General features: G+C 44.1%; 17 protein-coding genes. 10 read left to right on the forward strand and 7 right to left on the reverse strand.

All coding sequences use genetic code 11. The features are described from left to right. Positions 1 to 33 precede the first annotated feature (33 nt). From A3712_RS06070 to csdE, 4 genes are all read left to right on the forward strand, one after another. Positions 34 to 507: a DUF2850 domain-containing protein gene (locus tag A3712_RS06070; RefSeq protein WP_063522712.1), complete on the forward strand. Its 474-nt coding sequence runs from the start codon at positions 34 to 36 to the stop codon at positions 505 to 507. An 81-nt stretch (positions 508 to 588) separates the two neighbouring features. Next, positions 589 to 1701, forward strand: a complete 1113-nt coding sequence (gene mltA, locus A3712_RS06075) for a murein transglycosylase A (RefSeq protein ID WP_063522713.1) — start codon at positions 589 to 591, stop codon at positions 1699 to 1701. 113 nt (positions 1702 to 1814) lie between these two features. Beyond that, entirely contained in the window at positions 1815 to 2624 is an 810-nt protein-coding gene (gene tcdA, locus A3712_RS06080) for a tRNA cyclic N6-threonylcarbamoyladenosine(37) synthase TcdA (protein ID WP_063522714.1), read from the forward strand. 41 nt (positions 2625 to 2665) lie between these two features. After that, positions 2666 to 3097 (forward strand): cysteine desulfurase sulfur acceptor subunit CsdE, encoded by a 432-nt coding sequence (gene csdE, locus A3712_RS06085; RefSeq protein WP_063522715.1) that lies wholly within the window; start codon positions 2666 to 2668, stop codon positions 3095 to 3097. Positions 3098 to 3354: 257 nt separating this feature from the next. Here csdE and csdA read toward each other — a convergent pair whose 3' ends face one another. The 3 genes from csdA to A3712_RS06100 all read right to left on the reverse strand — a co-directional run bounded on the left by csdA (position 3355) and on the right by A3712_RS06100 (position 6459). Next, positions 3355 to 4566, reverse strand: a complete 1212-nt coding sequence (gene csdA, locus A3712_RS06090) for a cysteine desulfurase CsdA (RefSeq protein WP_063522716.1) — start codon at positions 4564 to 4566, stop codon at positions 3355 to 3357. A gap of 86 nt (positions 4567 to 4652) precedes the next feature. After that, positions 4653 to 5546, reverse strand: coding sequence for a 2-dehydropantoate 2-reductase (panE, locus tag A3712_RS06095; RefSeq protein WP_063522752.1), 894 nt, complete (start codon positions 5544 to 5546; stop codon positions 4653 to 4655). Between the two features lie 109 nt (positions 5547 to 5655). After that, entirely contained in the window at positions 5656 to 6459 is an 804-nt protein-coding gene (locus tag A3712_RS06100; protein WP_063522717.1) for a nucleoside-specific channel-forming Tsx family protein, read from the reverse strand. Between the two features lie 586 nt (positions 6460 to 7045). On the opposite strand from A3712_RS06100, the gene A3712_RS06105 reads away from it, so the two are divergent. Then, positions 7046 to 8392 carry a DUF4397 domain-containing protein gene (locus A3712_RS06105; protein ID WP_063522718.1) on the forward strand — a complete coding sequence of 449 codons (1347 nt, stop codon included), beginning with the start codon at positions 7046 to 7048 and terminating at the stop codon, positions 8390 to 8392. 77 nt (positions 8393 to 8469) lie between these two features. Here the strand turns inward: A3712_RS06105 and A3712_RS06110 are convergent, their stop codons facing one another. The 4 genes from A3712_RS06110 to A3712_RS06125 all read right to left on the reverse strand — a co-directional run bounded on the left by A3712_RS06110 (position 8470) and on the right by A3712_RS06125 (position 12218). After that, positions 8470 to 9828, reverse strand: a complete 1359-nt coding sequence (locus A3712_RS06110) for an AmpG family muropeptide MFS transporter (protein WP_063522719.1) — start codon at positions 9826 to 9828, stop codon at positions 8470 to 8472. Between the two features lie 53 nt (positions 9829 to 9881). Next, a complete protein-coding gene (locus tag A3712_RS06115) occupies positions 9882 to 10430 on the reverse strand; it encodes a peptidylprolyl isomerase (RefSeq protein ID WP_063522720.1) in 549 nt (182 codons plus the stop codon). Beyond that, entirely contained in the window at positions 10430 to 10999 is a 570-nt protein-coding gene (locus A3712_RS06120; protein ID WP_063522721.1) for a YajG family lipoprotein, read from the reverse strand. Before A3712_RS06120 ends, A3712_RS06115 begins: the two co-directional genes overlap by 1 nt. Positions 11000 to 11066: 67 nt before the next feature. Beyond that, positions 11067 to 12218: a methyltransferase gene (locus tag A3712_RS06125; protein ID WP_063522722.1), complete on the reverse strand. Its 1152-nt coding sequence runs from the start codon at positions 12216 to 12218 to the stop codon at positions 11067 to 11069. 174 nt (positions 12219 to 12392) lie between these two features. Here A3712_RS06125 and bolA point away from each other — a divergent pair, with 174 nt between their 5' ends. From bolA to A3712_RS06150, 5 genes are all read left to right on the forward strand, one after another. Further along, positions 12393 to 12701, forward strand: coding sequence for a transcriptional regulator BolA (gene bolA, locus A3712_RS06130; protein ID WP_004737616.1), 309 nt, complete (start codon positions 12393 to 12395; stop codon positions 12699 to 12701). A 522-nt stretch (positions 12702 to 13223) separates the two neighbouring features. Then, a complete protein-coding gene (locus A3712_RS06135) occupies positions 13224 to 14564 on the forward strand; it encodes a Na(+)-translocating NADH-quinone reductase subunit A (protein WP_063522723.1) in 1341 nt (446 codons plus the stop codon). 5 nt (positions 14565 to 14569) lie between these two features. After that, positions 14570 to 15814, forward strand: coding sequence for an NADH:ubiquinone reductase (Na(+)-transporting) subunit B (locus A3712_RS06140; protein WP_063522724.1), 1245 nt, complete (start codon positions 14570 to 14572; stop codon positions 15812 to 15814). Beyond that, on the forward strand, positions 15804 to 16571 hold the full coding sequence (locus tag A3712_RS06145; RefSeq protein ID WP_063522725.1) for a Na(+)-translocating NADH-quinone reductase subunit C: 768 nt from the start codon (positions 15804 to 15806) through the stop codon (positions 16569 to 16571). Before A3712_RS06140 ends, A3712_RS06145 begins: the two co-directional genes overlap by 11 nt. Continuing rightward, on the forward strand, positions 16571 to 17203 hold the full coding sequence (locus A3712_RS06150; protein ID WP_004737620.1) for an NADH:ubiquinone reductase (Na(+)-transporting) subunit D: 633 nt from the start codon (positions 16571 to 16573) through the stop codon (positions 17201 to 17203). Before A3712_RS06145 ends, A3712_RS06150 begins: the two co-directional genes overlap by 1 nt. The last annotated feature ends 7 nt before the right edge of the window (positions 17204 to 17210 follow it).

Here is a 17210-nt window from a genome sequence, read left to right on the forward strand (position 1 = left end):
AATGCGCACAGCATCTTCATGAGTAGTAACCGAATGCCACAAGCTTCAGCAAAAAAGAATAAAATCCATGAGATTACTAAAGACCTCTACAGTGAGGCTGAACAGCGCAATCAATCTCCATTGAAGCGCAAGATCATAGAGCGTTGCCTGATGGTGCTGGCTCTTGTCGGTTCGTTTGCTGTCGTATCGCTTTATGGTGATGTCATCACTCGTTTGCAGGAGGCTGCAACGCCAAATCATCTGCTTTATGGCACTTGGATTGAGCAAGATGTGGCTCATTATGCAACGGATGAGTTTGTATTGAATGCCAATGGAGTGTCTGTCGCTGGATCTATTATCGCGACCAGTTTTGAATTTGACGGCAACTACTTCGAATATACAGCGGGAGATAAGACGTACCGCTTCCGAATGACCAATTCTGACAACACAGAAATGACGCTGGATTCAGAGAGTCATTACAATCCCGTCTTTCGTTTAAAAGGCCACACAGATAACTCCGTCCGATAGGTTATCTTCTTGTAAACTCTTACAAACTAAGATTGTGTTATCTGATCGTTTTTGTCATCCTCGATGCATAGAATTTTTAGGATGACTCTTGTGATTAAAAAATGGCTTCCCCTTGTCGCTGCCTCTGTTTTATTTGGCTGTGCTCAACCCACCGATCTCGCTCAACAACACCTTGATGATGAATTTCCTCGCACCTTAAATAAGGTCGATGTAGTGGAGTCTAATAAACCAAGAGACTACACGGCATTTGCTGAGCAAGCTGAGATGGTTGTGTCTCGATCACCGTCGATGGCGAAAATCTACGAGCCACTATACAAGCAACTTAATGAGTGGGCGATGCTAAGTGGTGACCCAAGTGAACTCGCAAACTTTGGGGTTCAAACGGCTCAGCTTGGTGGTGGAGATAAGCAAGGAAATGTGCTTTTCACCGGCTATTTCTCTCCAGTAATGGAACTGCGCCATGAAGCGAATGAAGAGTACCGTTACCCGGTTTATGGCCTTCCGGAATGCGATAAAGAGTGTCCAACCCGTGAAGAGATCTACAATGGTGCTTTAGATGGTCAAGGACTTGAACTTGGCTACGCTGCTAACCGTATCGACCCGTTTATGATGGAAGTACAAGGCAGCGGTTTCGTGCACTTTGGTGATGACGATACCTTGCAGTATTTTGCTTACGCAGGAAAAAACAACAAAGCTTACGTGAGCATTGGTCGTGTGTTGATCGAGCGAGACTTGGTTCCCCGCGAAAAGATGTCGTTGAAAGCGATCAAAGAGTGGGTGTTGGCGAATGACCCTGAAGTCGTTAAAGAGCTGTTAGAACAAAACCCATCTTTCGTTTTCTTTGAAGCAAGAGATGACCTATCGGTAATGGGCAGCGCAGGCATCCCTCTATTACCAATGGCTGCAGTTGCAGGTGATCGCTCTATCTTACCAATGGGAACGCCGATTCTTGCAGAAGTACCGCTGCTAAATGCCGATGGTACTTGGAGCGGGGCACACCAACTAAGACTGTTACTAGTTTTAGATACGGGTGGTGCGGTTAAGCAAAACCACTTGGATCTTTATCACGGTATGGGACCACGTGCAGGTACTGAAGCGGGCCACTACAAGCATTTTGGTCGAGTGTGGAAATTGGGCTTAGATGGCAGTGCGACTGAAGCGCCTTGGGCTTTACCACCTGAAAAGGTTGAGTAAACGACAATAAAATAGGGCATTGAAAGCGAATAGCTAATCCCCTAGACTTTTTATTCAAGAGTGCGTATAAAACGCACTCTTTTCTTTTTCTCAGAAATAAATTGGCGGCAACAATGCGTGAATTGACCACTCCAGCTTCAGAAAACTATGACCAACGATTCGGTGGCACTCGTCGCCTGTATGGTAATAGTGAAGTCGATATACTTAGAGCGGCACATGTGTGTGTGATCGGTATTGGTGGCGTTGGTTCATGGGCGGTTGAAGCGCTTGCTCGTACTGGCGTGGGTGAGCTGACATTGATCGATATGGATGATGTGTGTGTTACGAATATTAACCGTCAGATTCATGCAATGTCAGGCACGGTGGGTAAGAGCAAAATCGAAGTGATGGCCGAGCGTGTTAAGCTGATTAACCCTGAGTGTAAAGTTAACCTGATCGACGATTTTATTGGTCCTGGTAACCAGGCTGAATACCTGTCGCAAGAGTTCGATTTTGTGCTGGATGCGATCGATAGCATGAAGGCTAAGGCTTCGCTATTGGCGTATTGCCGCAGTAACAAAATTAAGGTGATCACCACTGGTGGCGCGGGTGGTCAAATCGACCCAACGCAAATTAAAGTGGCCGATTTGACTAAAACGATTCAAGATCCATTGGCGAAGAAACTGAAAGATACGCTGCGTCGTCATCATAACTTCCCTAAGAATCCTGCGCGTAAGTTTGGCATCGATTGTGTGTTCTCGACCGAGCAGCTTAAATACCCACAAGCTGATGGTAGCGTATGCGCGGCGAAAGCGACAGCAGAAGGACCAAAACGTATGGATTGCGCGACCGGTTTTGGTGCTGCAACCGTGGTAACCGCGACTTTTGGATTTGTTGCTGTTTCGCGTATTGTAGAAAAGATCATTCAAAAGCACAGTAAGTAACTCGTTACTGTACGCCTAATAAGAATTTACTGGATATAAAAATGATGTCATTCCCGAGCTCTCCATTTGGTAAAGAAATTACTAGTGATGATATTGTCGCAAAAATGCAGGCTTTCAACGGTTGGGAAGACCGTTACCGTCAAGTGATTCAATGGGGTAAGAAACTGCCAGTAATGCCTGATGAACTGAAAAGTGAGCAGGTAGTGGTATCTGGTTGTGAGAGCCAAGTGTGGTTAGTTTCGCAGAACATCGACGGTGTTTGGTACTTTTGTGCCGACTCAGACGCACGTATTGTACGCGGACTTATTGCGTTAGTAATGGCGGCATATGACGGTAAAACATCAGAGCAAGTTCAAGCGTTTGATATCGATGGCTACTTCGACGAGATTGGCTTGATTACGCATTTGAGCCCTTCAAGAGGAAACGGACTTAAAGCGATTGTTGAGCAGATCAAGAATCTCGCTAGCTCGTAACTGTCCCAATACTTTTTCACAATAATGCTTTAAAGAGATTCCAGATACTTTGTTCCTAAGTTCTGGAATGACGATTTCTAACTGTATTTCGTCATCCCCTAAAGCGACGAAGGGGCATAATAAGGAATCTCGTTTGGATAGTATTGCTATTAGAGATTCCAGATACTTCGTTCCTCAGTTCTGGAATGATGAATTCTAACGGTGTTTCGTCATGCCCTAAAGTGACGAAGGAGCGTAATAGGGAATCTCGCCATCCCTTAAAGCATATCAACGGCTTTTTCTATCGCCGCTACGAGCTTTTCAACATCATCCATGTTGTTGTAAATACCAAATGAAATTCGAACCGTTCCTTTCACTCCAAGTGCATCCATTAATGGGTGTGCACAGTGGTGACCAGCGCGAACGGCAATACCTTGTTGGTCGAGTAACGTCGCAATATCTTGATGGTGAACGCCATCCATGACAAAAGTAATTACGCTCGAATTGGGCTTATAACCAAGTATTTGGATGTCGTCCAATTGACTGAGTGTTTGATAAGTTTTGTGTTGTAGCTGGTGGATATGATCTTCCACGTCTTGTTGTTCAAACTGATGTAACCACTCGATTGCTGAACTTAAAGCGATAGCACCTGCCACGTTTGGTGTACCGGCTTCGAACTTACCAGGTAATTCAGAAAACGTGGTGCCAGAAAAAGAGACCCGTTCGACCATTTTGCCACCGCCGTGCCATGGCGGCATCGCTTCAAGCAATTCCAGTTTGCCGTAAAGTACGCCAATCCCTGCTGGAGCATAGAGTTTATGCCCAGAGAATACGTAGAAGTCTGCGCCCAAAGTGGCAACATCCACAGGTTCATGAACGATACCTTGTGCGCCATCGACGACAACCACGGCGTTCATCTCATGTACCTTTTCGATAACGTGCTCAATCGGTTGGCGAGAACCCGTCACATTGGTTATCTGAGCCAGAGCAACAATCTTGGTTCGCTTCGTTAACAGTGTATCAAAAGCAGCAAGGTCGAATTCGCAGTCAGATGTCATCGGGATTTTGATGACCTTAGCACCGGTTTGTTCTGCCACGATTTGCCAAGGGACGATGTTGGCGTGGTGCTCCATTTCGCTCACCAGAATTTCATCGCCTGATTGAAGGGTGTTTCTAGCGTAAGTTTGAGCGATAAGGTTGAGTGCTTCGGTGGCACCGCGAGTCCAGATAATCTCTTTCGATGAGGTAGCGCCAATAAACTGAGCAACCTTGTCTCTAGCGGCTTCAAATTGGCTGGTGGCGAGCGCGGTTAAGCTGTGACTACCACGATGAACATTGGCATTCTGCTTGGAGTAATACTGGCTAATGGCATCAATAACTACCTGAGGTTTTTGTGTGGTTGCCGCGCTATCTAAGTAAATCAGTGGTTGCTGATTGATGGTTTGTGATAGCGCAGGGAACTGCTCTCGGATGTGATTGATATCAAGCATCTATTCTTACCTAAATCTTGGAAATTGGTGCCAGCGTTATGCTGAGCGGTATCATTATTTTATCGCGACTTGAAGACTAGCGCAGGTTAATCTTGCTTTTTCCAGCTACTTTCTTTTTCTTTGACTTGCGTGAAGAGTGTTTGGTTAACGGGAACGTCGATTTTATGCTTATGTGCTGTCTTTATTAGAAAGCCTGTAATGAAATCTACCTCGGTCTTTCTTTGATAGAACATATCTTGTTTCATAGAGGAGTTATTCTTTGTCGTCGCTTGAATAACGTTGTTGACGCTAGTTTCCAATTCGTCGAACGAGCAACTAATGCCCTCTGCCTGCATAACTTGCGTCAGCTCTTCAATGATTGCGGTTAGAGTATTACCAAAGCGTGGTTCGGACAGCTCTCCATTCTTGATTTGCTCAAGGCCAGTTAACGGGTTGATTGCACAATTGATCGCGAGTTTGGTCCACAAGGCGGTATTTAATTCTGGGTTCCAGGTGACGTCAGGTAATGCGTGATTAAGGACATCGACTAAGAAGGCGCATTTCTTTCCATTTTGATTAAAAGCCCCTAACTGAGTTTGACCTGCACCTGTGTGAATCACATGATTGCGGTCGGGTTTGAATGCTGCTTGAGTGGTGGTCGCTAATATAACTGGATGAGTATTAACTTGATCAGCTATTGCATCGACAGCGCCCATGCCGTTGTGCATGAATATTAAGATAGCATCGGCGTCGATATATTGAAGCAGTGGCGTGATAGCATCTTTTACTTGCCAAGCCTTGACCGTGACGAGCACTAAGTCACTCGTTGATAGCTTTTCGATATTGTTGTTACTGAAGGAAATCGAAGCTTGTTCGTCAAGAGATAGATCAACAGAGGGATCAGAAGAGCGATTCCACAAAGACACATTATGACCAGCTTGAATCAGTTTTATCGCCCATAAAGCGCCAATCGCTCCGGGGCCTACAATAGTGATGTTCACAGCAATACCGAGATAAGAAAGTAATCCTGCAAGGATAGCGAGGCAGTAAATGAAAGCAACAAAAATGGCACCCGAGGGTGCCATTTAGGAAACTTTCTTAGCAGTTCGATTAGAACTTGTAAGTTACTGCAACGTAGTGTGCAAAGCCAGTAGTCTTATTCCCAGCACTATCTTTGATGCCGTAAACGTCTTTGTAGCCTTTTAGGCCGTAACCTACTGCGAATTGATCTGAATGCCAGTAAAGACCATTAAACATTACACCGCCGTTGCTCGCTGTAGAGTATTTCTCTTCCATACCGAATTGGTAATCGATGTAACCTTGGTAAGAGATGAATGAACCGTTCTCGAAGAAGTAGAATGGCTTGAACCAGTTAGTGGAGATTTGGAAGCCGTTCCAGTCTTTTTCGTTAGAATCGTAGTTACCATAAAGGTTAAGGCCGATTTTGCCTAACCAAGGAACCATTACGTCAGAACCTAGACCGATTTTTTGTTGGTTTACACCAAATGTTTTATCAGTTGTATTTACGCCATCCCAAGTCATTTCAGAAGCTACGTATAGCTCTTGTACTGGACCGAAAGAAAGGTCTTTACCTGTCAAGCCATCTAGAGACATACGAGGCGCAAATTTCATGAACATTTTTGCTTGCTCGTCAGCTTTGTCACTGCCTTTGTCTGAAGTTAGGTTGAATACATCAACGTAACCGTATAGATCAAAAATTCCTGAACGACCACCAAATTCCATCTCTAAGTAGTCGTGAGATGATTCGCCAGGAAGCTCATCGAAAGCACCCATTAGGTTAAATTGAAGCCACTTGTAATCGTTTTTGTGGATGTCGCCGTCAGAATAATCTGCTGCCATTACTGGAGCAGAAGTCGCTGCAAGTAGGCCAAGAGTTAAAAGTGATTTACGCATAATGGAACTCTCTATGTTTAAAATAAGTAACCCGCTAATCCGTGCGTGTTTGTGTGTCCGAATGCCGAGCATCATAGCGATTTTGTTCTCAAATAAAAGTGAGATAGAGTGAAAATTGCAATTATTAAAGTGAGATGGATCACACTAATGATCTAAATGATGGAACTTTAAGGTGATAGTGCATATTTGTGCATATCTTAATTCTATTGATTTTGTGAAATTTGATTATTTTGTGTATTAATTGGTGAATTGGTGCCCTAAGCAAACGATTATACTAAATTGAGTGATATGCATGTCAAAATCAACAGTATTCCTTTCTATGTGGTTTTCTCTCTAAAAGTAGATAAATCTGTCCTCATACCAACCCACTCCCTGATCTATTTTTAACCAACTTCGTAATGGTGGTGGCATCAATTGATGAGCAACCGGTGTGACGAGCGATAACCTTTGAACTTTTTTGACTTGTTTCGATCACCGAGGATTTTAAGACGGTTCCCTACACGAAACACAGAGAGAGTGTTTTAAGATTTTTACTGAGCGTATCTATTGTGTGACGAACCGGTCTAACGTTTTGGAGAGAATACTGATGAAATATTCACCACTGTTAGCTGTCGCTGTGTCAGCGCTATTCATTGTTGGGTGTGATGATGACGATGAGCCTACAACGCAGCTTCAAGCCGTTCATGCATCTCCCGATGCCCCGTTAGCTAACGTACTAATAGACAATCAACCCCTCTGGAGTAGCGTAGACTACGCGCAGGCTTCTGGATACTTGTCGGTTAATCAGGGACAGACATCTGTGCAAGTCGATGTCCAACTTTCCGGAGACGCAGTAGCAACGGTTATCCCGCAAAGCCAATTCGATTTGAGTGGGGATCTTGACTACACCATTATGGTGGTCGGGGATGCCGATGGCTCTAACAATCCTGTGGAAGCCTTAGTTGTGACTCGACCTGCTGAGGGCACAGCAACGAGTTCAACGTTAGATGTACAAGTCGTTCATGCAGCCACGGGTGTTGGCGATGTAAACCTGTATGTGACAGGACCGAGCGATCCATTGGGTGCTCCATTCGGCACCTTAAGTTATAAAGACTTTACCGGTGTTCAAAATATTCCTGCAGGTCAATACCGTGTGAGACTGGAAACGGTCAGTGGTAATGCTATCGCGTTTGATTCAGGAGAGATCACTCTATCCGCTGGTAGCGAACTGACGATTGCTGCTGTGCCGAGAGCTGATTCTAATAGCGCCTCACCTGTGAAGTTAATGGTTATGGACGGTAGTGGCTCCTCGTTAATTTACGATATGGCAGAAACGGCGGAAGTAAGAGTCGGGCATTTAGTCGATGGAGCACCTGACGTCGATGTTTATGTAAACGCGGCTAAGTTTGCTCCTCTTGAGGGCTTAATGTTTAAAGAGGTTCGTGGCTTCTTAGATTTAGTAGCAGACAGTTATGAGATTGATATTTACGAAACGGGGACAACGTCTCCAACATTTATCGATGTTGATGGACTAGCTGTATTCGCGGGGATGGATTACAGCATTTATGCGGTAGGTACAGTGAGTCCGCTAAACTTAGAGCCATTAGTCGTTCCTGAAAACCGTCGTCCGGTGGCAACCAGCGCGGTTCTCAACATTACGCATGCAGCTGCTAATCCAATTGCGGCATCTGTAGACATCTACTTAACAGAAAATGTAGGTATCGCTGGAAGTACGCCAGCGCTGAGTGATGTGAAGTTTAAAGATTATGCGAATGGTATCTATGTTGCGGCTGGGTCTTACTTTGTGACCATTACTGTCGCGGGCCAACCGTCGGTTGTTGCAATTGACTCTGTCCCAGCAACCCTGGCTGATGGTGTAGTTTATCAAGTTGTGGCGATAGATGATTCGGCTGGTACTGGCTTCAACCTTATCGTGAGTGACACAACAGACTAGCGCTTACGAAACCAAAGTAACAAAGTAAAAGACGGTAGCGTGATGCTACCCTCTTTTTATTCTGTTTTCTTTGTCTGTTACTCGTGGTTGCTTTTCGCTTTTTCTAGTAAATTTGTGAAAAAGTGGCGCAGCGAATAGAGCATGATCAAACTTGGAATCACCATGAGTGCTGTCAATATAAAGAAGGTTGGCCAATCATTGAGGTAATCAACCAGCTCACCACTGAAGGAAGCTAAAGTGGTACGGCCTAAATTCCCTAAAGAGGCAAGTAGAGCATATTGAGTCGCTGAAAATGCCTGTCCAGTTACTGCCGTCAAAAAAGAAACGAAGGCTACAGTTGAAAAAGCAGCAGTAAAGTTGTCAACCATAAGAGTGGCAACAAATAACTGTTCATTCGGGCCCACATGAGCGATCCAAGCAAACATTAAATTACTTGATGCCATCGCGACTCCGCCAATCATCAGCCCACGAACAATACCAAATTTTACATTGACCATGCTGCCAATTAGCGTAAACAACATGGTCAGTCCCCAGCCTACTAACTTTGAGTAGTAGCCAATCTGTTCATTGGAAAAACCCACCTCTTTGTAAAACGTAATCGACATTCTCCCTAAGAAAGCTTCACCTATTTTAAAGAGGAAAACAAAGAGTATTAAAGTGAGAGCGACTCTCACTCCATTGCGTTTAAAGAAATCCAGGAAAGGTTCTACGGTCGTAACCGTTAGCCAGGCCAAAATGGGGTTTCCTAAAAGTCGGTTGTGACGGATCTCCGCTTCTGCTTGTAGGTTACTACGTTTGGTCTTAGGCTCCACGACTAATAATGTGAACATCATGAGAACGACTACGATCCCAGCCATGCCGTAGTAAACACCATTCCAACCGATTGAATCTGCATTAATAAAGGCAAGGTAACCAGGTAGAGAGTAGCCAGTCCACCAACCAACTACAGCCATTGCAGAGGCTTGTGGTAGTTTTGAAGCTTCTGATTTTGGGAAGGTATCGATACGAAATGCATCAATCGCGATGTCTTGAGTGGCTGAGGCAATGGCAATAGTGAGCGCTAACATTGAGGTAAACGCCAAATTTTCAGCAGGATTGACGCCAGCAATGAATAAGGTGCTAACTAAGACAATAGATTGGCAGAAAAATATCCAGCTACGTCGTTGCCCTAAAATCGCGTGTAGCACCGGTAATTTGACTCGGTCTACCAGAGGTGCCCACAAAAAATTAATGGCGTATACGGCAAATACACTACCAAAGTAACCAATTGCTGCACGGGTTAAACCTGCGTCTTTAAGCCAGCCAGACATGTTGGAGCCAATAAGAACCCACGGGAAGCCGCTTGAGCAGCCGAGCATGAACACCCACAGTAAGCGCTTATCGAGGTAGCTGCGGAAAGTTTGCATCCAGGAAAGAGAGGAAGTGCCTGATGACATAGAGTGTCCTTGTATAGAAAAACGCCCTTAAGAAGTAAGGGCGTTGCTTTAGATTACTTTAGAAGAGTCACTTTCGTGATGATAATTGGATCAACAGGAATGTCTGCCATGCGTCCCATTCGCTTAGTTGGAATGGTTGCCATCTTTTGAATAACGTCAAAGCCTTCGGTTACTTTACCAAATACAGCATAACCCGGGTTGCCGCCTTTCGCGTTTAGGAAATCGTTGTCTGCATAGTTAATGTAGAACTGACGAGTTGCAGAGTTTGGTGCGTTAGTACGAGCCATTGCGATGGTCGCTGTGTCATTTTTCAGACCATTGCTACCTTCATTTTTGATCGGAGCATACGTTGCTTGTTGCTGCATGTCTTTATTGAAGCCGCCACCTTGCGCCATAAAACCAGGAATAACACGGTGGAAGATAGTGCCTTCGTAACTACCGTCTGCTACGTATTTAAGAAAGTTCTCAGAACTAATTGGTGCTTGCTCTTGGTTTAGCTCGATTGTGAAGTTACCTAGCGTAGTTTCCACATTCACTTTAGGGCCAGCCCACACGCTCACGCTCACTAAAATGAGTGCGATAGAAGATAGAATACGGCCCATTAGAAACGTTCCTTCATGTAAGTTTGCAGTTCTTGATCATTGGCGATCTCTTTAAGCACTAAGTCGATAACATCGTTAAGTACCATTGCGATATCGTCGTTTGATGCGCTTAATGCACCAGTGCGAGTTGCTGTACCATTGAATGTCTTAACCAGTTTACCTTCTGGTGTTTCAGCCGTAACTTCAAGCGTTATTTTACCGTCCATTTGGTTTTCCATAATGGTGTGTTCTACGGTAACTAAAGCTTCTTGAATCTCTAAAACAACAGAGTTTTCGCTGTTTACGCTGGCACGAAAGCCTTGAGACTCAAATTGCTGTGCGATAGCGTTTTCTAGAGAAATACGCATGTTCTGCTTAGCATGAATTGGCTGAATGTTAGCTCGGCCGCTATCAACAAGTGCAACATACTGAGCAGCACGAACATCTTTACTGGTTAGTGTGTAGGTTTTGCCTTGCACTAGGTTGCTAGAGCTTAGTGAAGCTTCTGGCATTACATTGATCTGTTCTTGCTGAGGGGCTGAACATGCTGTCAAAGCCATGATAGAAGCAGCCAAAATCAGTTTTTTCATTCCGTTATCCTTTCTAAATTCACACCAGAAGCTCGGTATTTTAAATTCTTATAAAGCAGTTTACTGCCTATTTGTTAAAATTAGCAGGTTCTCTTGTTGCTTGTAATATCTCAAATTTTTGGTTTAGTTCAAGCGTTTCAACGTTCGCTTCACCAAATAATCTTGCTAGTTTGACATCGTATCCGAGGTGTCGGTTGCCAATAACAATTAATTTGCCTCCATTGCTAAGAACATGCTTTGCATCACAGAACATTTGCCATGCAATGTGATCGGTAATCGCTTGTTGTTGATGGAATGGAGGGTTACACAAAACTAGGTATGTGCTGTTTTTCTTAAAACCGTCCAAACAGTTGTTAGCAATGAACTGGAAGTTGCCTTCTTCCCCAAGGTTATCTTTTACATTTTGACGCGCTGATTCTACGGCCATAAAGCTTTCATCGACACATGTAATACGAGCTTGTGGATTCAGTTGACCAGCTTTAACGCTCAGTACACCGTTACCACAACCAAGATCGATGATATGACGTAATTCCGGATCTTGAGGGATATGCTCCAGCATATAGCGAGCGCCCTGATCAAGTGCTTCCCCTGAGTAAACATTTGGTAAATTTTTCAGGCGGATATCTTCACCATCAACGTCCCACTCAACGAATGGTTCAACTTTGTGAATAGGCTGACAGTTTGGAGATGAGAACACCAAACGGTGCTTTTTCTTCGCCAGTGATGTTTTGGTTTCACCTAAGTACTTTTCAAACAAATTCAGCGTTGATGTGTGAATATCTTTTACCTTGTTGACGCCAATCACTTGGCAACCTTCTGGCAAAGCTTGGCGCAATTGGCTTAGTTGCCACACCAAATGGCGGTTAGTTTTTGGCAGCTGCATCAGTACCAGATCAATACCGTGAGGGATATCATCCATGGTGTTTAAAAAGTTGACGCGATTGCACTGATTACGCTGTAAGTTTTTCAGGGCGCCACGATGAGAGATAAACGAGTCGCTCATCATGGTCACATCGTGATCTTTGGAGAACCAAGCGGATAGGGCACCAAAGCTGTCGTTTAAGATCAGAATGTGTTTGCCAGATTCAAGGTTCATCTCTTCAACATGGTTAATAATGTATTCGTCGCCCGCATCCCAAGCTTGAAGCGTTTCATTTGAACGTTTAGGGAAACGATGTAAGGTCAAAGTTCTATCGTGAAGGGTAAGTTCAGTTTTCATTACTTGGGATACTTATATGAGAAATAACAAAGATATTGTCTCAAATGCGGGCTGAACAAGATAGGGAAAACTCGATTAAACCTATGCTGTTCGTTATTAAATACTCAGACAGCCGCCTTGTTAGGGTTTATACTGACCCCACAGATAATGCCAATCCGTTATTAAGGAATCATAATGATCCAAGAAGTTATCGAAACAAAATTGCACAATGAGTTTTCACCAAGTCACTTAAATGTGATTAATGAGAGTTATATGCACAATGTTCCGGCTGGTTCTGAGAGTCATTTTAAGGTGATTGTTGTGAGCGATGCGTTTGAAGGCTTGCGTCTTATTGCTCGTCATCGAGCGGTAAATAAAGCACTTTCAGAAGAGCTAGCGAACAATATTCACGCTTTATCTATTCACACTTATACAAAAGATGAATGGTTGAAGCAGCTAGATAACGTGCCAGACAGCCCAATGTGTATGGGTGGGGGTAAGTAATAGATTTGATACATATAAAAAGAGGTGGCTATGCCGCCTTTTTTATCGCCTAAATTGTCTGTTTTTTGCCGTTATATCACTCAAATTGATGGTAAATCAAACGTCTAAAATCACCTACAATGAGTAATGTTTTTATTAACAGTGTTTCAACATAACTCATAAAATATTAGTTTGTGACAGAGTGTTAATCTCTTGTTTAAAACATCTTTTAAAAGCCAATTTATCTGTGCGGCTCGTCAAATTTATACATATTTATGAGTCCATATGCTTCAATTCTCACCAAATAAACGTGCTATTCAAGTTATTGGTCATGGCATCAAGATGCCAAAAAATGCTAGAATACGGCACCTGATAAATCTCACATGATTTGTGTGAGAATTTTATTAAGATAATGTTGCGATTTTGGTATCTCAAATTTACCAAAACCGGACACTGTAATGTCGTGTCTAAGGGCGATTTTAAAACGTCCTGAATTTACGCAATTAAAAGAATCTTTTTCCCGATAAAGTAGTGCAAGTGCGTATGATTACAATAAAGAAGGGTTTGGATCTTCCTATCGCAGGAACTCCATCCCAGGTGATTAATGATGGTAAGTCCATCACTAAAGTCGCCTTGCTTGGCGAAGAGTACGTTGGTATGCGTCCTACGATGCATGCTCGCGTTGGTGATGAAGTGAAGAAAGGCCAAGTTCTTTTTGCAGATAAAAAGAACCCAGGTGTTGTATTTACTTCTCCAGCAAGCGGTAAAGTTATTGAAGTGAACCGTGGTGCTAAGCGTGTTCTTCAATCTCTAGTGATTGAAGTAGCAGGCAATGAGCAAATCACGTTCAATAGCTATGAAGCTAACCAACTAGCAGGTCTTGACCGTGATACGGTTAAAGCTCAGTTAGTTGAGTCTGGTTCATGGACCGCATTGCGAACTCGTCCGTTCAGCAAGGTTCCAGCAATTGATTCTGAAACTCAGGCTATTTTCGTAACTGCTATGGATACAAATCCGCTAGCAGCTGAGCCAGAATTAATCATTAACGAGCAGTCTGATGCTTTCGTTGCTGGTTTAGATATTCTTTCAACTCTGACTAACGGTAAAGTGTACGTTTGTAAAAAAGGTACTAGCTTACCTCGTTCAGCTCAGTCTAACGTTGAAGAACATGTTTTTGATGGCCCACACCCTGCAGGTCTTGCAGGTACGCATATGCATTACCTATACCCGGTAAATGCAGAAAATGTAGCGTGGAGCATTAACTACCAAGATGTTATCGCATTCGGTAAGCTTTTCCTTACTGGTGAGCTATACACTGATCGTGTTGTTTCTCTGGCTGGTCCAGTAGTGAACAACCCGCGTCTAGTTCGTACTCAAATTGGTGCTAGCCTTGAAGAGTTGACAGACAGCGAGCTAATGCCAGGCGAAGTTCGTGTGATTTCTGGTTCTGTACTAACGGGTACACAAGCAACTGGTCCACATGCTTACCTTGGTCGCTACCATCAGCAAGTTTCTGTTCTACGTGAAGGTCGTGATAAAGAGCTATTCGGCTGGGCTATGCCTGGTAAGAACAAGTTCTCTGTTACTCGTTCATACCTTGGTCACCTGTTTAAAGGTCAGTTGTTCAACATGACAACGACTACAAACGGTAGTGATCGCTCAATGGTTCCAATCGGTAACTACGAGCGCGTAATGCCTCTAGATATGGAGCCTACATTGCTGCTTCGTGATCTATGTGCAGGCGACGTTGATAGTGCACAAGCACTAGGTGCGCTAGAGCTAGATGAAGAAGATTTGGCATTGTGTACCTTTGTATGTCCAGGTAAGTACGAGTATGGTCAACTACTTCGTGAATGCCTAGATACGATTGAGAAGGAAGGGTAATTTTCATGGGCCTTAAAAAGTATCTTGAAGATATCGAGCATCATTTTGAACCAGGTGGTAAACACGAGAAGTGGTTCGCGCTTTACGAAGCAGCGGCTACTGTGTTTTACACGCCAGGTCTTATCACAAAGAAAAGCTCGCACGTTCGTGATAGCGTTGACTTAAAACGTATCATGATCATGGTTTGGTTCGCGGTATTCCCAGCAATGTTTTGGGGTATGTACAATGCGGGTGGCCAAGCTATCGCTGCACTTAACCACATGTACGCAGGCGCTGAACTAGCATCTGTAATCGATGGTAACTGGCACTACTGGCTGACTCAAATGCTTGGCGCCTCCTTAGGAGCCGATGCTGGTGTTGGCAGTAAAATGCTACTTGGTGCGACTTACTTCCTACCTATCTACGCAACGGTATTTATCGTTGGTGGTTTCTGGGAAGTTCTGTTCTGTATGGTGCGTAAGCACGAAGTTAACGAAGGTTTCTTTGTAACTTCTATCCTGTTCGCACTTATCGTTCCGCCAACACTTCCTCTATGGCAAGCAGCTCTAGGTATTACCTTCGGTGTTGTTGTTGCTAAAGAGATCTTTGGTGGTACAGGTCGTAACTTCCTAAACCCTGCACTTGCTGGCCGTGCGTTCCTATTCTTTGCATACCCTGCACAGATTTCAGGTGACGTAGTTTGGACCGCTGCGGATGGTTTCTCTGGTGCAACTGCGCTTAGCCAATGGGCTCAGGGCGGCGGTAGCGCACTAGTGAACACAGTATCTGGTGAAGCAATCACTTGGATGGATGCGTTCATTGGTAACATCCCAGGCTCTATCGGTGAAGTATCGACTCTAGCACTTATGATTGGTGCAGCGATGATCGTTTACATGCGTATCGCTTCATGGCGCATCATTGCGGGTGTAATGATCGGTATGATCGCTGTGTCTACGCTATTCAATGTGATCGGTTCTGATACTAACGCAATGTTCAGCATGCCTTGGCACTGGCATCTAGTTCTAGGTGGCTTCGCATTCGGTATGTTCTTTATGGCGACAGACCCTGTATCAGCTTCATTTACCAACAAAGGTAAGTGGTGGTACGGCATCCTAATCGGCGCAATGTGTGTAATGATCCGTGTAGTTAACCCTGCATATCCAGAAGGCATGATGCTTGCGATTCTATTCGCAAACCTATTTGCTCCCCTGTTTGACCACGTTGTAATCGAGAAGAACATTAAGCGGAGACTAGCTCGCTATGGCAAGTAATAACGATAGCATTAAAAAGACGCTGTTTGTTGTTATCGCATTGAGCCTAGTGTGCTCAATCATCGTTTCAACAGCTGCAGTTGTTCTTAAACCAAAGCAACAAAATAACGCGGTTCTGGATCAACAAACAAAGATCCTAGAAGTTGCGGGTGTTGACCTTGAAGGTAACATCCCAGCACTGTACGCAGAGAACATCGAACCTCGTCTGGTTGATTTCGCTACTGGTGATTTCGTTGACGGTGATGCTTCTGCATACGACCAACGTAAAGCAGCTAAAGATCCGGCTCAGTCAATCAAGCTTTCAGCTGAAGATGACATTGCTAAGATCCTTCGTCGTGCTAATACAGGTACTGTTTACCTAGTGAAAGACGGTGCTGAAACTACTAAAGTTATCATCCCTGTTCACGGTAACGGTCTATGGTCAATGATGTATGCATTCGTTGCAGTAGAAACTGATGGTAATACAGTTTCTGGTATCACTTACTACGAGCAAGGTGAAACTCCTGGACTTGGTGGTGAAGTCGAGAACCCAACTTGGCGTGCTCAATTCGTTGGTAAGAAATTATTCGACGAAAACCACAAGCCAGCTATCAAGGTAGTTAAAGGTGGTGCTCCTGAAGGTACTGAGCACGGTGTTGATGGTCTTTCTGGTGCAACACTGACCAGTGTTGGCGTTCAACATACATTTGACTTCTGGTTAGGTGATATGGGCTTTGGTCCATTCCTAGCAAAAGTTCGTGACGGAGGTCTGAACTAATGTCTAGTGCAAAAGAAATTAAAAAGAGCATTTTAGCGCCAGTATTGGATAACAACCCAATCGCGCTACAGGTTCTTGGTGTGTGTTCTGCTCTGGCGGTAACCACTAAGCTAGAAACAGCATTTGTTATGACTATCGCGGTAATGTTTGTTACTGCTCTGTCTAACTTCTTCGTTTCTCTAATCCGTAACCACATTCCTAACAGTGTGCGTATCATCGTTCAGATGGCAATTATCGCATCATTGGTAATCGTGGTAGACCAAGTGCTAAAAGCATACTTGTATGATATCTCTAAGCAGTTATCTGTATTCGTAGGCCTAATCATCACTAACTGTATTGTTATGGGTCGAGCTGAAGCATTCGCTATGAAATCTGCACCAATCCCGTCTTTCATCGACGGTATTGGTAACGGTCTTGGTTACGGTTTCGTTCTTATCACTGTTGGTTTCTTCCGTGAGCTTCTAGGCTCTGGCAAACTATTTGGTATGGAAGTACTACCTCTAGTGAGCAACGGTGGTTGGTATCAGCCAAACGGCTTGATGCTTCTAGCACCTTCTGCATTCTTCCTAATTGGTTTCTTGATTTGGGCTATTCGTACGTTCAAGCCTGAGCAAGTAGAAGCGAAGGGGTAAGGTAGTC

Origin of the sequence: Vibrio sp. HI00D65 (assembly GCF_001635455.1) — a bacterium.
GTDB lineage: Bacteria > Pseudomonadota > Gammaproteobacteria > Enterobacterales > Vibrionaceae > Vibrio.